The organism is Parasedimentitalea denitrificans (genome assembly GCF_011813015.1).
Classification (GTDB): domain Bacteria; phylum Pseudomonadota; class Alphaproteobacteria; order Rhodobacterales; family Rhodobacteraceae; genus Parasedimentitalea; species Parasedimentitalea denitrificans.
This window is the reverse complement of sequence record NZ_QHLQ01000011.1, coordinates 16,739-33,679: the sequence shown is the minus strand read 5'-3', so window position 1 is coordinate 33,679 and position 16,941 is coordinate 16,739. Positions and strand designations below refer to the sequence as shown.

At 57.4% G+C, this 16,941-nt stretch carries 14 protein-coding genes; 4 read left to right on the top strand and 10 right to left on the bottom strand.

All coding sequences use genetic code 11. From position 1 onward, the window contains the following. Positions 1-2 precede the first annotated feature (2 nt). The 4 genes from DL239_RS12130 to DL239_RS12115 form a co-directional block, all read right to left on the bottom strand. Complete coding sequence (locus DL239_RS12130; protein ID WP_167684360.1) at positions 3-878, bottom strand: F0F1 ATP synthase subunit gamma; 876 nt, start codon at positions 876-878, stop codon at positions 3-5. Between the two features lie 15 nt (positions 879-893). After that, a complete protein-coding gene (gene atpA, locus DL239_RS12125; RefSeq protein WP_157023851.1) occupies positions 894-2,432 on the bottom strand; it encodes a F0F1 ATP synthase subunit alpha in 1,539 nt (512 codons plus the stop codon). After that, positions 2,433-2,993 (bottom strand): F0F1 ATP synthase subunit delta, encoded by a 561-nt coding sequence (locus tag DL239_RS12120; RefSeq protein ID WP_167684469.1) that lies wholly within the window; start codon positions 2,991-2,993, stop codon positions 2,433-2,435. Between the two features lie 366 nt (positions 2,994-3,359). Further along, complete coding sequence (locus DL239_RS12115) at positions 3,360-4,106, bottom strand: class I SAM-dependent methyltransferase (RefSeq protein WP_167684359.1); 747 nt, start codon at positions 4,104-4,106, stop codon at positions 3,360-3,362. Between the two features lie 56 nt (positions 4,107-4,162). Here DL239_RS12115 and gloB point away from each other — a divergent pair, with 56 nt between their 5' ends. The 3 genes from gloB (at position 4,163) to DL239_RS12100 (ending at position 8,391) form a co-directional block, all read left to right on the top strand. Next, positions 4,163-4,936, top strand: a complete 774-nt coding sequence (gene gloB, locus DL239_RS12110) for a hydroxyacylglutathione hydrolase (RefSeq protein WP_167684358.1) — start codon at positions 4,163-4,165, stop codon at positions 4,934-4,936. A gap of 180 nt (positions 4,937-5,116) precedes the next feature. Beyond that, complete coding sequence (clpA, locus tag DL239_RS12105) at positions 5,117-7,438, top strand: ATP-dependent Clp protease ATP-binding subunit ClpA (RefSeq protein ID WP_167684357.1); 2,322 nt, start codon at positions 5,117-5,119, stop codon at positions 7,436-7,438. A gap of 146 nt (positions 7,439-7,584) precedes the next feature. Beyond that, positions 7,585-8,391, top strand: coding sequence for a M23 family metallopeptidase (locus DL239_RS12100; protein WP_369410565.1), 807 nt, complete (start codon positions 7,585-7,587; stop codon positions 8,389-8,391). Positions 8,392-8,404: 13 nt separating this feature from the next. Here DL239_RS12100 and DL239_RS12095 read toward each other — a convergent pair whose 3' ends face one another. The 3 genes from DL239_RS12095 to DL239_RS12085 all read right to left on the bottom strand — a co-directional run bounded on the left by DL239_RS12095 (position 8,405) and on the right by DL239_RS12085 (position 12,620). After that, positions 8,405-10,822 carry a peptidoglycan -binding protein gene (locus DL239_RS12095; protein WP_167684355.1) on the bottom strand — a complete coding sequence of 806 codons (2,418 nt, stop codon included), beginning with the start codon at positions 10,820-10,822 and terminating at the stop codon, positions 8,405-8,407. Positions 10,823-10,825: 3 nt separating this feature from the next. After that, on the bottom strand, positions 10,826-12,016 hold the full coding sequence (locus DL239_RS12090; protein WP_167684354.1) for a biopolymer transporter ExbB: 1,191 nt from the start codon (positions 12,014-12,016) through the stop codon (positions 10,826-10,828). A gap of 73 nt (positions 12,017-12,089) precedes the next feature. Then, the gene (locus DL239_RS12085; RefSeq protein WP_167684353.1) at positions 12,090-12,620 is read right to left on the bottom strand and encodes a gamma-glutamylcyclotransferase; all 531 of its coding nucleotides are present in this window, start codon (positions 12,618-12,620) and stop codon (positions 12,090-12,092) included. A 78-nt stretch (positions 12,621-12,698) separates the two neighbouring features. Here DL239_RS12085 and DL239_RS12080 point away from each other — a divergent pair, with 78 nt between their 5' ends. Further along, the gene (locus DL239_RS12080) at positions 12,699-13,688 is read left to right on the top strand and encodes a DUF2125 domain-containing protein (RefSeq protein WP_240931854.1); all 990 of its coding nucleotides are present in this window, start codon (positions 12,699-12,701) and stop codon (positions 13,686-13,688) included. Between the two features lie 330 nt (positions 13,689-14,018). On the opposite strand, the gene DL239_RS12075 is transcribed toward DL239_RS12080, so the two are convergent. The 3 genes from DL239_RS12075 to hisC are packed head-to-tail and all read right to left on the bottom strand — an operon-like array spanning position 14,019 to position 16,887. Continuing rightward, complete coding sequence (locus DL239_RS12075) at positions 14,019-14,846, bottom strand: extensin-like domain-containing protein (protein WP_240931853.1); 828 nt, start codon at positions 14,844-14,846, stop codon at positions 14,019-14,021. A gap of 2 nt (positions 14,847-14,848) precedes the next feature. After that, positions 14,849-15,793 carry a prephenate/arogenate dehydrogenase family protein gene (locus DL239_RS12070; RefSeq protein ID WP_167684350.1) on the bottom strand — a complete coding sequence of 315 codons (945 nt, stop codon included), beginning with the start codon at positions 15,791-15,793 and terminating at the stop codon, positions 14,849-14,851. Beyond that, complete coding sequence (gene hisC / locus DL239_RS12065; protein ID WP_167684349.1) at positions 15,790-16,887, bottom strand: histidinol-phosphate transaminase; 1,098 nt, start codon at positions 16,885-16,887, stop codon at positions 15,790-15,792. The genes DL239_RS12070 and hisC overlap by 4 nt, the downstream gene beginning before the upstream one ends. Between the last annotated feature and the right edge of the window lie 54 nt (positions 16,888-16,941).

Below are 16,941 nucleotides of genomic sequence, written 5' to 3'. Positions count from 1 at the left end.
TCTTAGAGCGCCTCAGCGCCCGAAATAATTTCAATCAGCTCGTTGGTGATCACAGCCTGACGCGAGCGGTTGAACTCGATTGTCAGTTTGTCGATCATGTCACCCGCGTTACGGGTGGCGTTGTCCATCGCGCTCATCCGGGCACCTTGTTCAGATGCACCATTTTCAAGCAGGGCAGCAAAGATCTGGGTTGCTACACCACGCGGCAGTAGATCAGCCAGAATGGCTTCTTCGCTGGGCTCGTAGTCGTAGACAGCGCCGTCGCTCTCACCTTCGTTCGCCTCGAAAGACGCCGGGATGATCTGCTGTGCAGTCGGGATCTGGCTCACAACGTTCACAAACTGCGAATAGAACAGTGTTGCGACGTCGAATTCACCCGCGTCAAAGCGGCCCAAAACATCCTGAGCGATGTCTTGTGCGTTGACATAGCCAACACGCTTGACTTCGCTCAGATCGACGTGACCGACATAACAGTCGCCCAAGTCGCGCTTCAGGCTGTCACGGCCCTTTTTACCGACGGTCAAGATCTTGACCGTCTTACCCGCAGCTTTCAGCTCTTCAGCTTTTTGCCTCGCCAGTTTGGCGATGCTGGAGTTGAAGCCACCACACAGGCCCCGCTCAGAGGTCATTACGACCAAGAGATGGGTCTGGTCACTGCCAGTGCCACGCAGCAGCAGCGGCGCAGAGTCGCTGCCACCAACAGAAGCAGCCAGCCCGGCCATCACGGCGTTGAACCGTTTGGTGTAAGGGCGTGACTCTTCAGCAGCTTCCTGGGCGCGGCGCAATTTTGCGGCCGCGACCATCTGCATGGCTTTGGTGATCTTGCGGGTCGACTTGACCGACTCGATCCGATTTTTAAGGTCTTTAAGATTTGGCATTGCCGCGTCTCCTCCTTAAGCGAAATCAGCGGCGAATTCGTCCAGCGCAGCTTTGATCTTATCGGCGGCATCACCTTTGATCTTGGGATCTTCATTGGTGATGAAGTCCAGCAAATCCTGATGCTTGCCACGCAGGTGCGCCAGAAGACCAGCTTCGTAGCGACCAACTGCGTTCACGTCGATCTTGTCCAGGTAACCAGTGGTACCTGCAAAGATAACGCAGACGATTTCAGCATTGGTCAGTGGCGAGTACTGAGGCTGTTTCATCAGCTCGGTCAGGCGGGCACCACGGTTCAGCAGCTGCTGAGTGGCGGCATCCAGGTCGGAACCGAACTGCGCAAAGGCAGCCATTTCACGATACTGAGCCAGTTCCAGTTTAACCGGACCAGCAACCGACTTCATCGAGTTTGTCTGAGCGGACGAACCAACACGAGACACCGACAGACCGGTGTTCACAGCAGGACGGATGCCCTGGTAGAACAGTTCGGTTTCCAGGAAGATCTGACCGTCAGTGATCGAAATCACGTTGGTTGGAATAAACGCCGAAACGTCACCGCCCTGGGTTTCGATGATTGGCAGAGCCGTCAACGAGCCGTTGCCGTTGTCGTCGCCCAGTTTGGCCGAACGCTCCAGCAGACGGGAGTGAAGATAGAAAACGTCACCTGGGTAAGCTTCACGTCCTGGTGGACGACGCAGCAGCAGGGACATCTGACGGTAGGACACAGCCTGCTTGGACAGATCATCATAGATGATCAGAGCGTGGCGGCCGTTGTCACGGAAGAATTCAGCCATGGCTGTCGCGGCATATGGTGCCAGGAACTGCATAGGAGCCGGGTCGGACGCTGTCGCGGCCACAACGATGGAATATTCCATCGCACCGGTTTCTTCCAGCTTCTTAACCAGCTGAGCAACAGTCGAACGCTTCTGGCCGATCGCTACGTATACGCAGTACAGCTTTTTGCCTTCGTCGTCGCCAGCGGCTTCGTTGTAGGATTTCTGGTTCAGGATCGCGTCCAGAGCAACGGCAGTTTTACCGGTCTGACGGTCACCAATGATCAGCTCACGCTGGCCACGACCAATTGGGATCATCGCGTCAACAGATTTCAGACCAGTCGCCATCGGCTCGTGAACCGATTTACGTGGAATGATGCCCGGAGCTTTAACGTCAGCGATGCCGCGCTCAGTGCTCTCGATTGGGCCCTTGCCGTCCAGCGGGTTACCCAGACCGTCAACAACACGACCCAGCAGACCGTTTCCGATTGGAACGTCCACGATCGAGTTGGTGCGCTTAACAGTGTCGCCTTCTTTGATGTCACGGTCGGACCCAAAGATAACGATACCAACGTTGTCGCTTTCCAAGTTCAGCGCCATACCCATGATGCCGCCGGGGAATTCGACCATTTCACCAGCCTGAACATTGTCCAGACCGTAAACGCGGGCGATACCATCGCCAACGCTCAGCACACGACCAATTTCAGCAACTTCGGCTTCTTGACCGAAATTCTTGATTTGATCCTTCAGGATTGCAGAAATCTCTGCAGCTTGGATACCCATTTATCCGACCTCTTTCATTACATTCTGGAGGGAGTCGAGCTTGGAGCGGATCGAGCTATCGATCATCTTCGAGCCCACTTTAACGACGAGACCGCCGATGATGCTTTCATCGACGGTAGCATTGATGGTAACTTTTTTGCCCACGCGAGCCGTCAGCGTCTTAGCCAGCTTTTCGCTTTGGGTCTTGGTCAGAGCCTTGGCCGAGGTCACATCTGCTGTGACTTCACCACGTGCATCAGCCAATTGGCTACGCAGCGCGGCGATCAGCGCTGGCAGAACAAACAGGCGGCGGTTTTCAGCCATCAGCGCCAGCGCGTTGCTCATCATGGAGTCGAGCCCCATTTTTGCAGCAATCGCAGTGATCGCAGCACCCTGCTCGTCGCGCGATACAAGCGGCGAGTTGATCAGGTTGCGCAGATCAGCACTGTCAGCCAAGGCGGCCTGCAAGTCATTGATACTGGTTTCAAGACCGTTCAGGGCCTTGTTCTCTTCCGCGATCTCAAAGATCGCAGTGGCATAGCGCGCGGCAATGCCTGCGGAAATCGAAGCTGGTTCGGACACGTCCACCCTTCCGATACTGGCCCCGGTTAGCAGACCTTGCGGCAGCATCCGGGGGCGTGAGTCAGCCCTCCCATCACGGAAGGACGATAAAATCAGCGTGGATGTAACAGAGCAATAGCCACCAAGCAACAATAGATAGTGGCAACACCAAAACTGCTTAATTCAACCTTTTCAAAGCACTAGCCAAAGTGCGACCCTTTGCGCCCCCTTAATGGACAGAAAAAGGTAAGACTTTTGCGAGTTTTTCCGATTCCAAGCGGTGCAAAAAGCCATTTTCGCCTGTGGATAACGCCCCATTACGGGGGTCTGGCGCCGTTTTTACGCGGATGAAGGGGAAAACAGGGAATCAACCGGCGGCAGGTCAGATCACGCCGGTTTCGGCATCGGATTAGACAATCCCTCTAGCACTCGGATACGGCTACGGGCCTTGACTTTGGTCGCCAACCCTCGGGGCTGGTGAACCTGCTTGCTAACCTCAACCAAAAAAACACCGCCTGCCAAAACTGTTGGTAGCTGACGGCCCATTTTCTCTATCGCTGGTCCAGTCTTCAGCCAGAACCGCCGCATTGAAGGCACCTGATACAGTGCTGCGGCATGTCTTTCTGTGGTGAACTGATGGGCTCTGAGCTGGCTTTCTAACTGGCCCAGTGTATAGGGGCGACCATAGCCAAACGGTGTCTTGTCCGATCGCGACCACAGTCCGGCCCGGTTTGGCACCACAAAAATGGCGCGACCGCCCGGCCCCAATACACGCCAGCACTCCTCTAGTAGTCTGGCGGGGTGATCAGATGTTTCCAGCCCATGCATCACCAACAACCGATCTACGCGCCCTGTGTCTAGCGGCCAGCGTGTCTCTTCACACAGGACAGAAACATTGGGCTGTCCTGCGGGCCATTGCATTACCCCCTGCGGCCCCGGCATCAATGCCACAACCCGGCGGGCATCGGCCAAATAAGGGCGCATTAAAGGGGCAGCAAAACCAAACCCAGCCACAGTATGCCCGGTCACATCCGGCCACATTTCCAACAGTCGCGACCGAACCGACGCCTGCGCCGCCCGCCCAAGGGTACTGCGGTAATAGAAATTTCTCAAATCTTGCACATCAAGATGCATTGCAGGCGCCTGTCGCTTCGGTCAATCTGTTCCACAGTTTAACCATGAAAGGGCGAATGACCATGCCTCTTGAGATCATCACCGTCCCATGCCTGTCAGATAACTACGCCTTTTTATTGCATTCCTCTGGCAGTGGCCTGACAGCGCTGGTTGATGCACCCGAAGCGGCGCCAATCAAGGCTGAGCTTGAAGCGCGCGGCTGGGGGCTAGATTTTGTCCTTCTTACCCACCACCACTGGGATCATATCGATGGGCTGGAAGAGTTGCGCCAAACGTACAGTCCAACTGTTGTCGGCGCCGAGGCGGATGCCCACCGGCTGCCACCGTTAGACTTGGCGGTGAAAGACGGGTCGGTATTTTCGTTGTCGCGCGAAGATGTCCAGGTCATCGACGTTTCTGGCCACACGGTTGGTCACATCGCGTTCTACTTTCCAGAGTCAAAGGCCGTCTTTACCGCCGACAGTCTAATGGCACTGGGATGTGGGCGCCTGTTTGAAGGCAGCCCCGAGCAAATGTGGCAGAGCCTGAGCACGCTGGCCGCCCTGCCCGCTGACACCGTGGTTTACTCGGGTCATGAATACACGCAATCCAACGGCGCCTTTGCGTTAACTATCGAACCCGACAACCCCGCGTTGCAGGACCGAGTCGTTGACATCGCAAAAGCACGTGCAGCCGGCCAAACAACTGTGCCTTCCTTGCTGTCGTTGGAATTGGCAACAAACCCCTTTCTACGCGCCGGACACGAAGCAGTGAAACAGGCCATGGGCATGAAGGATGTTGATTCAAAACAGGTATTTGCAGAGATTCGAAAACGGAAAGACAGTTTTTGACGGATTACAGGCTGGGGATAAAAGGCACGATCACAAGGAATGTGAGTATTATTTTCAAGAAAAGCCTTGAAGCCACGGCTCTATCAACCAAAATCTAACACTATGAGGACATGGTTGGTACCAGGGGAAGATTGGTAAACGTATGGTCTCCCCACCGACCCAAGACAGAGGAGCACGCCCGTGCCTTCATTCTCGAGCACACTAGAAACCGCCATCCACGCCGCGCTTGCGCTGGCTAACGAAAGGCGCCACGAATTCGCCACGCTAGAACACCTTCTGTTGTCCTTGTTGGACGAGCCAGAGGCGGCCCGCGTCATGCAGGCCTGTAGCGTCGATCTAACCGAGCTGCGCAAGACGCTGGTAGAATTCATTGATGAAGACTTGTCCAACTTGGTCACTGACATTGATGGATCCGAAGCTGTGCCAACAGCTGCGTTCCAGCGGGTGATCCAGCGCGCGGCGATCCACGTCCAAAGCTCTGGACGTACCGAAGTGACCGGCGCCAACGTATTGGTCGCTATCTTTGCTGAGCGCGAAAGCGACGCCGCCTATTTCCTACAGGATCAGGAAATGACCCGGTATGATGCGGTGAACTACATCGCCCATGGCGTGGCCAAGGATCCCGCCTTTGGCGAGCAACGCCCGGTAACCGGCGCCCATGACCCCGAAGACGAGGCTCAGCCCGTTACCGAAGAGGACAAAAAGGAAAGCGCGCTAGACAAGTACTGCGTTGACCTGAATGCCAAATCCCGCGAAGGCGATGTTGATCCGCTGATCGGCCGCGACCAAGAGGTTGAGCGCTGCATTCAGGTTCTATGCCGCCGCCGCAAGAATAACCCACTGTTGGTTGGTGATCCTGGTGTTGGCAAAACCGCCATTGCCGAAGGTCTGGCCCGCAAAATTGTGGCAGGTGAAACCCCTGAGGTTCTGTCGAAGACAACTATCTTCTCGCTCGACATGGGCGCGCTGCTGGCTGGTACTCGCTACCGCGGTGATTTTGAGGAACGCCTGAAGGCTGTTGTGACCGAGCTGGAAGCACATCCAGACGGGGTGCTGTTCATCGACGAGATCCACACCGTGATTGGCGCTGGTGCCACCTCGGGTGGGGCAATGGATGCGTCTAACCTGCTGAAACCTGCACTGCAGGGCGGCAAGCTGCGCACGATGGGATCGACCACCTACAAGGAATTCCGTCAGCACTTTGAAAAAGACCGGGCGCTGGCGCGTCGGTTCCAGAAAATTGACGTCGAGGAGCCCTCGGTTGATGATTCGGTGAAGATCCTGCGCGGGTTGAAACCGTATTTTGAGGAACACCACGGCACCAAATACACGGTTGAAGCCATCAAAACGGCTGTGGAACTGGCCTCTCGCTATATAAACGACCGGAAATTGCCAGACAGTGCCATCGATGTGATCGACGAGGCTGGCGCCGCCCAGCACCTGATCATCGAAAGCAAACGCCGCAAGACCATCGGCGTCAAAGAGATTGAAGCCGTCGTTGCCAAGATCGCCCGGATCCCGCCAAAGAGCGTTTCCAAGGACGATGCCGAAGTGCTGAAAGATTTGGAAAAGTCACTGAAGCGCGTGGTATTTGGTCAGGACGATGCCATCACGGCGCTGTCCTCGGCTATCAAACTGGCCCGTGCAGGTCTGCGCGAACCAGAAAAGCCAATTGGCAACTACCTGTTCACCGGCCCAACCGGCGTCGGCAAGACCGAGGTGGCCAAACAGCTGTCCGATATGCTGGGTCTTGAACTGCTACGTTTTGACATGTCCGAGTACATGGAAAAACACGCCGTTTCCCGCCTGATCGGTGCGCCTCCGGGCTATGTTGGTTTTGATCAGGGTGGCCTGCTAACCGATGGCGTCGATCAGCATCCACATTGTGTATTGCTGCTGGATGAAATCGAAAAGGCGCACCCGGATGTGTTCAACATCCTGTTGCAGGTTATGGATAACGGCGAGCTGACAGACCATAATGGTCGCACGGTGAGCTTCCGCAATGTGATCCTGATCATGACCTCCAACGCGGGTGCCTCGGAAATGGCGAAATCTGCCATTGGCTTTGGCCGTGACCGCCGCGAGGGTGAGGACACAGCTGCAGTTGAACGCACCTTTACGCCGGAATTCCGCAACCGTCTTGACGCCGTGATCTCGTTTGGCGCCCTGCCTAAAGAGGTCATCATGCAGGTGGTCGAGAAGTTCGTTCTTCAGCTTGAGGCACAGCTGCTGGATCGCAATGTCACGATTGAGCTGACCCGCCCAGCTGCCGAATGGATCGCCAACAAAGGCTATGATGACAAAATGGGGGCGCGGCCTTTGGGACGTGTCATCCAGGAGCACATCAAAAAGCCGCTGGCCGAAGAACTGCTGTTTGGCAAGCTCGCCAAAGGTGGGGTGGTCAAGGTTGGCATCAAGGATGGCGCGCTGGATCTGCGGATCGAAGGCCCAGCCAAGCCTCGGATTTCAGGCGACAAGCCACCGTTGCTTACCGCTGATTGATGCCACGGTTTGCCTTCCTGGCTCTGACAATAACGCTCGCCCCTCCTGTAGGGGCGAGCGATTTCATGTTGGAACTCCCCATAGACTGCACACTAGGCCAGACCTGTTACATCCAAAATTACGTTGATCGTGCCCCGGGCCCGGGCATGTCTGACTATCAATGCGGCGGTCTGGGCTACGACGGCCACAAGGGCACTGATTTCGCCCTGCCGTCTCTGGCCGATATGGAGCGCGGTGTGAATGTCCTGGCCGCAGCGCCCGGTGTTGTCCGGGGTATGCGCGACGGTGTTCCAGACATTGGTCCAACCGATGCCACCGCAGGTCAAGAGTGTGGTAATGGCGTTGTTCTACGCCACGAGGGTGGCTGGGAAACCCAATATTGCCATATGAAGTCCGGCTCTGCCAGTGTGAAAACAGGCCAGCGCGTCGATGCTGGGGCAATTCTGGGCCAAGTTGGGTTAAGCGGAAAAACCCAATTCCCACATCTTCACCTCAGCGTTCGCCACAACGGCAAGGTCACAGACCCGTTTGATCTTTCGGCCATTTCTGCCTGTGGTGAGAGTGGCGAAACCCTTTGGCAGGATGCTCCTGACTATCTCGCCGGCGGTCTGTTGCAGAGTGGGTTTAGCACCACTGTGCCAGAGTATGATACGGTAAAGGCAGGGACTGCTGATCAATCCCCTCTTGCTGCCACCGCCCCGGCGCTGGTGTTTTGGGCCTATGCCTATGGCGGGCAAAAAGGTGATATTGTTGCGCTGACTATAGACGGGCCAGATGGTCGCGTTGTGGATCACAAAACCACTCTGTCAAAGGATCAGGCTCAGTTCTTTCGCGCTGCTGGCAAGCGGTTGAAAACAGCTGAATGGCCAAACGGTGACTATCTTGGCGTTGCGACGCTAACCCGAAATGGCGCCGAGTATGCGCGTTTTGAACAAGCCATGACCATTCGCTAACGCGCCTGCGAGCCTACTTCTCGGTGAACTTCAGCTCAATGCGGCGGTTTTGCGCGCGGGCCTGGGGGGTGTCATCGGTGTTGACAGGCTGGTATTCCCCGAACCCGTTGGCCGCCAATCGTCCCGGAGGAATGCCCAGAACTTCGACCAGGAACCGAACCACCGACAGCGCCCTGCCTTGACTAAGCTCCCAGTTGTCCGCGTACTTGGAGTGCCCGGTCAATGGTACGTCATCCGTGTGACCATCGACCCGGATCACCCAATCTATACTTGGGGGAATGTCGCCCACGACGCTACGCAGGATATCGGCAACCTTGGCAATCTCGACCTCGCCCTCTGGGGACAGATTGTAGCCGCCCGGCGGAAACAGCACCTCTGAGGCAAAGACAAAACGATCGCCTTCAATCCGCACACCTTCCTGATTGCCTAGAACATCGCGCAGGCGGCCAAAGAATTCTGACCGATACCGCTCCAGATCTTCGGCCTGGCTCTCCAGATCCGACGCCCGGTTTGCCAGTTCAATCGCTTCCGCCTCTAGCCGCTTACGTTCAGCTTCTTCCAGTATACGGCGTTTGCGCTCTTCTGATGCGGCGCGGGCCAATGCTGCGTTCAAGTCTTTGCCAAGGTTCTGCAACTGGACCTGCTGCGCCACGTCACGCGCCTGTCCATCATCCAGCAGGGTTTGCAAGCTACCCAGCTGCTTTCGCAACGCTGCAACCTGTTGATTCAACAAAGCCGTTTGGCGCTGCGCCTCGGCGGAAACCGCTTTCTCTCCTGCAAGCGAAGCGCGCGCCTGTTCTAGCAGGGCAGCGCGGCGTTGCGCCAATGACAGTTGCTCGGCGGCACGACCCTCCGTCTCGGACTGCTGGTCCAGCGCGGCCAGCAGACGGCTTTGCAAGACCTCTTGATCCGACGCCGCGACCTGCGCCTTTTCCAAGGCTTCCAGTGCATTCAGCAATCGGCTTTCCACCGCAGCGCGCTCTTGTTCGGTTGAATTGGCCGCCGATTGCATGGCGGCCAGATCGGCCTGCGCCTGCTCAAGCTGGGACAAGAGCCCCGCCTCGGCGCTGGCGGCCTCTGCCTGCACCTGAGCCAGACGCTGCTGCAATCCGCGCTGTTCCGCATCGGCTGTTGCCTGCAGTGCCGCAATTTGTGTTTCCAGTTTAGCGCGAGCGGCGGCGTCTTCAGTCTGCATGCGCTGCAATTCAGCCTGGTAGTCCGAGTTGGACTGTACATTGGCAGCGCGCTGGCTCGCCAATTCTGCCGCCAGTGCATCACGTGTCTTCGCAGCTTCATCGCGCGCCTGAGCCAACTCAGCGATCAACCGTTCACGGGTCACAGTACTATCTGAACGAATACGGCCCAACTCTACCTCCAACGCTGAAACGCGCGCCTCGGCTGTGGACTGAGTGATCTGCATCTGGGCGAGCACACGGGTCAGCCGTTCGGTCAACTCATCGCGTTCTCGGGTCTGTGCCCTTGCTGCTTCGATCGCGGTTAGTGCCTCTGCCAGCTTTGCATCCAGCGCCTTTTTGGCCACATTTGCCGCCGCCAACAGAGTTAACGTATCTTCGGCCTCTTTCCGTTGGGCCTCTAACGCCAGGGTCATCGCGGTGAGCTCGGTGTCAGCACTCGCCAGTTTCTGGCGTAGCGCCTCGGCGGCAGCAGCCTCGACCAGACGCGCGGCCTCTTCGTCGCTGAGTTGTTGGCGTGCTGCTGCCAGGGCTGCTGCACGCTCTTTGCTAAGCTGTCGAGCCCCAGTCAGCTCGGCGTCACGAACATCCCCTTCCCGCTCAAGCCCGGCAATCAATGCTTCCAGCGCCTCGCGTTTAGTTGCGGCCAATCGCGCGGCTTCGGCTTGCAGGTCAATTTCATCCCGGCTTTGCGCCAGTGCCAGGTTCAGTGCCTCCTGCTCTGACAGCAGGTCAGCCTGTGCGTTTTCTAGTGCCTCGCGATCCGCCTGCAAAGCGGCAATGCTGGCATTTGCCTCATCCCGGTTCGCCAGCAATGTCGCGACTTGAACCTCGAACGAGGTGATTTTGGCAGAAGCCGCCGTCAATTCATCGGCCTGTTGATCGCGTTGGCTGGTCAGCGATGCGATCAGCGTCGCCTGCTCACCCAATTGCGCCCGCGTACGGTCCAGATCAGTCTGGGTGTCATTCAGTGTTGCGTTCAGCGCCCCTAGGCGGGCGTTTAACTGGCTGTTGGCACGCTCTTCCAGTCCCAATGCATTAGCCAAGGCGCCAACTTCACTGGCCAGTGTATCCAGTTCACTTTCCTGATTTGAAATCGTATCGCGCAGCACAAACTGGACGATCATGAAAATCGTTATCAAGAACATCAAGACCAGAAGAAGCCCGGTCATCGCGTCGACAAATCCTGGCCAGATTGAGGCTTGGAAACGTTGCCCAGTGCGACGTGACAAGGCCATGGATCAAGCCTCTCCGCTGTCTGGCTTCACCTCGGCCCGCAAGCGACCACGTGGGCGGGTAAATGCTTTGACCAACACATCGATGTCGCGGCGCAGCTCTGCCAAGCTCTCCTGACGGCCGGCCGAAATCTCTTCTAGGATACGCAGCATCTGCACATCAATCGACCGCAACCGCATGCGGCTTTCCGCGTCGATCCCTGCGTCACTGCCATAGGCGCGCATGACTTCTGTCAACGCTTCCTGTCCGGTTGCAACCCGCTCTAGCGAGTTGGCAATTGCGTCGTTCTGATCCTGACGCTGGTTCATCGCAGAGATACTGTCGACCAGATCAGCCAGCTTATGGTTGATCAAATCACGGCCTTCGGCGGACTGCACAAACAACGCCTGCAGCGCATCCATCTGCTCGGCCATGGTGTCTAGAACGTCAGTCACGACACTGGCTTCACCGGTTCCTTCCTCACCTGACGAGAAACTGACCCGCGTAAAGCTGGACAGCCATTCCTCTAGCTCGCGGTAGAACCGGTTTTGGCCATGGCCGGCAAACAGTTCTAACAAGCCAACGATCAACGAACCTGCCAGGCCCAGCAGCGACGATGCAAAGGCCACGCCCATGCCGCCCAACTGATCCTCAAGCCCGCTCATCAAGCGCTTGAACACCGCAAGACTATCTTCGCCATCTTTTGGCGACAGGCTGCGAATGGTTTCCACAACCGCCGGAACCGTTGTGGCCAGACCGTAGAATGTCCCCAACAGGCCCAGGAAAATCAGCAAGTTGACGATATAGCGCGTGATTTCTCGTTCTTCATCAATGCGGTTGGCAACCGTATCGAGGATAGATCGGGTGGAGGACGAGCCAAGCTGCATCCGCGCTGCTCTGCTTCGCAGCATCGTTGCGAGAGGTGCCAGCATTGACGGTGGCCGAGCCTCATCACGGATCTCTCCGGCGGCAAACCGTTCAATCCACCGCACTGACCGGATAAGTTGAATAACCTGCCAGAAACAGGCCAGCACGCCAAAGACAAACACCAGCAGGATAAAGCCGTTTAGCCAAGGATTGGACTGAAACACCGGTAGCACACGCGGCAGGGCCACAAAGGCACCAAACCCAGACAGGCCTAACGCGATCAACATCATGGTAATTTGGCGGAACGGTTGCGAAAATTGCACTCGGACCTCGCTGTGTGGCTGCGCCATTCGTGGGTGTTCCTGAAATCAACTCTGCTCTTATGTCAGAGCCTACAGAATATTATTACAAAGCGCCAAGGCTTTATGCCGTTAGTACCCGGACCCGCTGTGTCAGCCAGTCAAGGTCAGCATCCCGAAGGCCAATTTCGGCCAAATGCGCAGCAGTATTATATAGATACTCGGGGTTTGGCCCGCGCCCACCTACCGCAACCGCGATGATCTGAGCCTGGTCTTCCAAACTTAGGTCTCCGCAATACTGAACGTGATGCGGGTCGATGACATAGGTCACTGCAGTGACGGTTTCGCCACTGGCCAGCTCAACCTCTAGATCCCGTTCCAGGTAAGCCGACGAAATCAGCTCCCGCTCTCGCAACTCCGCCAGAGTTTTTTCCTCATGGCCAGGCTCAACCGCCAGCGCCAGCCCGGTACAATGGGCCCCCTGAATTTCATCCAGCGCCAGCACCAAACCTGGTTTTTCTTCACTGCCCCGGTGATGAATAGAACTCATACAAAACGACCGCGCATAGCGGTGCAATGTTGCCACCTCTTGCCGGGCCACGGGAAAGCCGGGATTCCATAACAAAGATCCATATCCAAAAACCCACATCGTCATTCCACTGGCCCTCTCTGGTTTCGGGTCTATAAACAGCAAAAATCGATTAGAAAAAAGAGGCTGTCGATGCTGCGCGTAATGAAACTTCTCATGGCTGGGGTATTGTTGTGGTCGTTATACTGGTTCGCGGCCGGCTGGGGGCTACGCAGTGGCATCAGCGGCTGGTTCTCAGAACAGCAGCGACAGGGCTGGCAGGCAGAGTACTCGACGTTAAGCAGCGGCGGTTATCCGAGCACCCACACTATCCGGATCACGCAGCCAACCCTCGCAGATCCTGGTACCGGTACGGCCTGGAGAGCCGACTGGCTGGAGATCGAAAGCCCGGCAATTTGGCCCGGTCGTCAAACACTTCGGTTTGCGCCATCCCCACAGCGCCTGTCCTACTTTGACAAAACTATGGTGATTGTCGCCAAAGACCTGCAGGCGCAACTACTTATGGCCCCAGGTTTGGCTCTCGAGCTAGAGGAAATGGAACTCACCAGCACCGTCTGGGAAATCAAGGATGGCGACAGAACGGCCATGGGAGCCGACTCGCTGCACCTGACGATGACCCAGTCCGACAGTCCTGAACGCTATCAGCTTCTGGGCACTGCGACCGGGTTCGCTCCTGGTGCCAAGTTGCGTGAGCTGTTGGCGGCTACGGATGCCCTGCCCGATAGCTTTGACACATTGGCGCTGGACATGGAGGTAACGTTTGACACCGCTTGGGACCGCGCGGCGTTAGAATTACACCGCCCGCAACCGCGCCAAATATCTCTTAGGCTGGCAGATGCCCACTGGGGTGAGCTGCGTCTAAAAGCGACAGGGGATCTGGACATCAACGAAGCAGGTCTCGCCAATGGGAAGATATCTCTAAAGGTTGAGAACTGGCGCAAGATGCTGGTGATGGCTGAGGACGCAGGGGTGCTACCGGCCTCTGCCCGCGATGGGATCGAGCGGGTGATGGGCTTGTTTGCTGGGCTTGGCGGCAATCCGCATGATCTCGACACCCAGCTGAATTTCCGCAATGGCCACATCGCCCTGGGCCCTATCCCACTTGGACCCGCGCCACGTTTCATACTGAGATAACAAGATCTCCCGCCCGTCGCTCGGCATCGAGGATGCCGCCTTCCGTTGGGCCTGGCGCCGCTAACGCGGCGCAGGGTGGTTCGATCTCGTGTCAATGATGGCCGCAGGCCACCGCAGCTTTGGTGCGGGCGTAGCTCATTGACGCGAGAGCGAGCCGTAACACACTGGACGAGGCGTCTTGAGAGGCAGATCTGCCGCTCAAGCGCTTCTCAGCACTGATTTTACTATTTTTTCTGTTTCGCCGTGCACAGCACGGCGCCACGCCCAAGTCTACTGGGGGATCGGGATCGCCGATCATCCCTTTAGGCACGGGAGCCCATCGTCGAACGTTTAACGACAGTACGGACCGCTTCGGTGCTTAGCTGTATCAAAATGAAAGTGGTCGCGATGGTACCTATCGGCCTCGGGACCCAGGACCGTTCCAAAGGGACCACAGGCCGCAGACCAGGCTTTACGCAACCGTTTGGAAAAGCCTTTGGCGCTCCACCCCTGGGCAACAGTGACCAACTCGCCGCTCTCCAGAGTAAAGCCGGAAATGTCGATCGCCCGCCCCTTGCCGTGTTCGGATATTCTGGCGCCTGGCCGGTTGTTGCGAGTGCGGCAGGCATAATGCGCGGCCACGCGCAGGCTGACGACCTGGTTCCTGCGGCGAAATGCGGGTTGCAAACCATCCTCAACCCATGTGTTCAACGCCTGTGCGGTTTCGCATGTCATCACCGCCGACTGGCTAAGTGTCACCCCAGCCACTGAGCGCACCCGCACCGCATCTTGCGCACCACAACCAGCCTGTTTGGCTGGTACATGTCCAACTTTCTCGCCTTGGATACTGATATCACCACACACCGATCCCTTGCGGAGCCTGCGGCGCTTGAACAAGGCTTGCTCGACAATGCTATCGGGCCGCAACGACGGGCGCAGGGATAGTTCAGGGCTGAGTGATTGCAGATCCGCGGGTCGCGCGGCGGCCATCAGGATCTGGTCTGACACGGGTCGAACGACCGGTCGCAGTTGTGTGTCAGGTGATGTCGCAGTCACCGCCAAAGCCGCCATCTGAACAGGTTCAGCCGGTCGCGGTGCTGGTCGCAAAGAAGTTTCCGGAGCAGCAGCACAAACCGACGCGCCGCCCACAAATGCCAGCGCAACCATTCCATTTCGCATGATCATTTCTCCTGTCCACTTGTTGTTGCTACAGCTTGCCCACGACCGAAATCAGGCGCGTCAGTATCCTGACCAGCCTCAATAATGCCACGCCGGATGGCGCGGGTGTGGGTGAAATAATCGTGCAGATGTTCGCCATCGCCGGTTCGGATCGCCCGCTGCAGCGCAAACAGCTCTTCGGTGAAACGCCCGAGGATTTCCAGTGTCGCCTCTTTGTTGCTTAGGAACACATCGCGCCACATGGTTGGGTCCGAGGCGGCGATACGGGTGAAATCCCGAAAACCGGCTGCCGAATACTTGATCACTTCGCTGTCGGTCACCCGGCGCAGATCATCTGCAACGCCCACCATGGTGTAAGCAATTAGGTGCGGTGTGTGGCTGGTGACGGCCAACACCAGATCGTGATGGTCGGCATCCATCTCGTCCACGTTTGCCCCCATGCCCTCCCACAAGGCACGCAAATTGGCGACAGCCTCGGGATCACTGCCTTCTACTGGCACCAACAGGCACCAGCGGTTGTCATACAGCTCGGCAAAACCGGATTCAGGACCGGAGTGTTCGGTACCTGCCAGCGGGTGGGCCGGCACAAAGTGGACGCCAGCCGGGATATGCGGCTGCACGGCCTCTATCACATTTCGTTTTACGGACCCCACGTCGGACACCGTAGCACCCGGCATCAGTGATCCAGAGATCTCTTGCATCACGGGGCCCATGGCACCCACCGGCACACAGAGAACTACAAGGTCGGCACCCTCGACGGCCTCGGCTGCGCTGACGCAAACCCGGTCGCACAGGCCAATTTCACGCGCCTTATCGCGCGTGGCTTCGCTACGGGCATAGCCGGTGACTTCGCCGACCAATCCGCCCCTTTTGATTGCCCAGTACATTGACGACGCGATCAAACCCAATCCAATCAGGGCAACACGGTTGTAGATTTGGGTGCTCATACGGAAACGTCCTGCGCCTGTTGTTTGAAATTGGTCAGTGCCGAGAGCACGCGGGTATTGTCCTCGGGGCGACCGACGGTAATGCGCAGACAATGCGGCAGGTTATAGCTTTTGGGATGGCGCACGATGATGCCTTGTTCTTTTAGGTATGCATCTACCGTCAAAGCCTCTGCCTCATCTGTGAACCGGGCCAGAACAAAGTTGGCGGCGCTGTCGTCGCAGCCAAAGCCAAGCTGGCGCAATCCGCCCGTCAGACGGGCGCGTTCGTCTGCGTTGGTGCACAGGCAGTCGGCTACCCAGTCCTTGTCCGCCAGCGCGGCCTCGGCGCCGGACAGTGCTGCGTTTGACAGGTTAAACGGGCCGCGGATACGGTTCAGCACTTCGATCACCGGCAGTGGCGCATAGCCCCAACCCACACGAAGGCCGCCCAAACCATAAAGCTTGGAGAAGGTCCGGGTCATCACCACGTTATCGCGGGTTTCGACCAACTTCTTACCGCCATCGTAGCCTTCGGCAAATTCAACATAGGCCCCGTCCAGCACCAGCAAGACGTTCTTCGGCAACCCGTCGGCCAGACGTGTGATCTCGGCCATTGGCAGTAGCGTTGCAGTTGGATTAGCCGGGTTGGCGATAAATACTAAACTGGTCGCATCCGTCACTGCAGCAAGGATCGCGTCAACGTCCACATAGCGATCACGCTCGGCCACCTCGACCGGGGTGGCCCCGGCGGCAAGCGTGCTGATGCGATACATGGCAAAGCCGTGTTCGGTGTGAATGACCTCGGCACCCGGTCCGGCATAGGCCTGACACAGGAAATGGATGACCTCATCAGAGCCCACACCACAGATCACGTTCTCAGCTTGCACCCCATGTGCCGAGGCGATAGCAGCGCGGAGTTCTGCGTGATCGGTACTGGGATAGCGATTCATGGCCGCCATCTGCGCCGCTGCGGCCTCAACCGCCTTGGGGCTGGGGCCGAACGGGTTTTCATTAGAGCTGAGTTTCAACGGCTCCGCATGGCCGGCAAGCTGGCTTTGGCCACCCTGATACAGGGCGATGTCCATAATACCGGGCTGCGGCGTGATCTTATTCATAATGCGGGCTCCTTATCGGAGACCCTAATAGCTGTCTGTACCCCATTGGGGAAG

What these genes read in the sequence shown, in the direction of transcription:
- DL239_RS12130 (WP_167684360.1), bottom strand. Translation starts at nt 878, where the DNA reads ATGCCAAATCTTAAAGACCTTAAAAATCGGATCGAGTCGGTCAAGTCG.
- atpA (WP_157023851.1), bottom strand. Translation starts at nt 2,432, where the DNA reads ATGGGTATCCAAGCTGCAGAGATTTCTGCAATCCTGAAGGATCAAATC.
- DL239_RS12115 (WP_167684359.1), bottom strand. Translation starts at nt 4,106, where the DNA reads ATGCATCTTGATGTGCAAGATTTGAGAAATTTCTATTACCGCAGTACC.
- gloB (WP_167684358.1), top strand. Translation starts at nt 4,163, where the DNA reads ATGACCATGCCTCTTGAGATCATCACCGTCCCATGCCTGTCAGATAAC.
- DL239_RS12100 (WP_369410565.1), top strand. Translation starts at nt 7,585, where the DNA reads ATGTCTGACTATCAATGCGGCGGTCTGGGCTACGACGGCCACAAGGGC.
- DL239_RS12095 (WP_167684355.1), bottom strand. Translation starts at nt 10,822, where the DNA reads ATGGCCTTGTCACGTCGCACTGGGCAACGTTTCCAAGCCTCAATCTGG.
- DL239_RS12090 (WP_167684354.1), bottom strand. Translation starts at nt 12,016, where the DNA reads ATGGCGCAGCCACACAGCGAGGTCCGAGTGCAATTTTCGCAACCGTTC.
- DL239_RS12085 (WP_167684353.1), bottom strand. Translation starts at nt 12,620, where the DNA reads ATGACGATGTGGGTTTTTGGATATGGATCTTTGTTATGGAATCCCGGC.
- DL239_RS12080 (WP_240931854.1), top strand. Translation starts at nt 12,699, where the DNA reads ATGAAACTTCTCATGGCTGGGGTATTGTTGTGGTCGTTATACTGGTTC.
- DL239_RS12075 (WP_240931853.1), bottom strand. Translation starts at nt 14,846, where the DNA reads ATGCGAAATGGAATGGTTGCGCTGGCATTTGTGGGCGGCGCGTCGGTT.
- DL239_RS12070 (WP_167684350.1), bottom strand. Translation starts at nt 15,793, where the DNA reads ATGAGCACCCAAATCTACAACCGTGTTGCCCTGATTGGATTGGGTTTG.
- hisC (WP_167684349.1), bottom strand. Translation starts at nt 16,887, where the DNA reads ATGAATAAGATCACGCCGCAGCCCGGTATTATGGACATCGCCCTGTAT.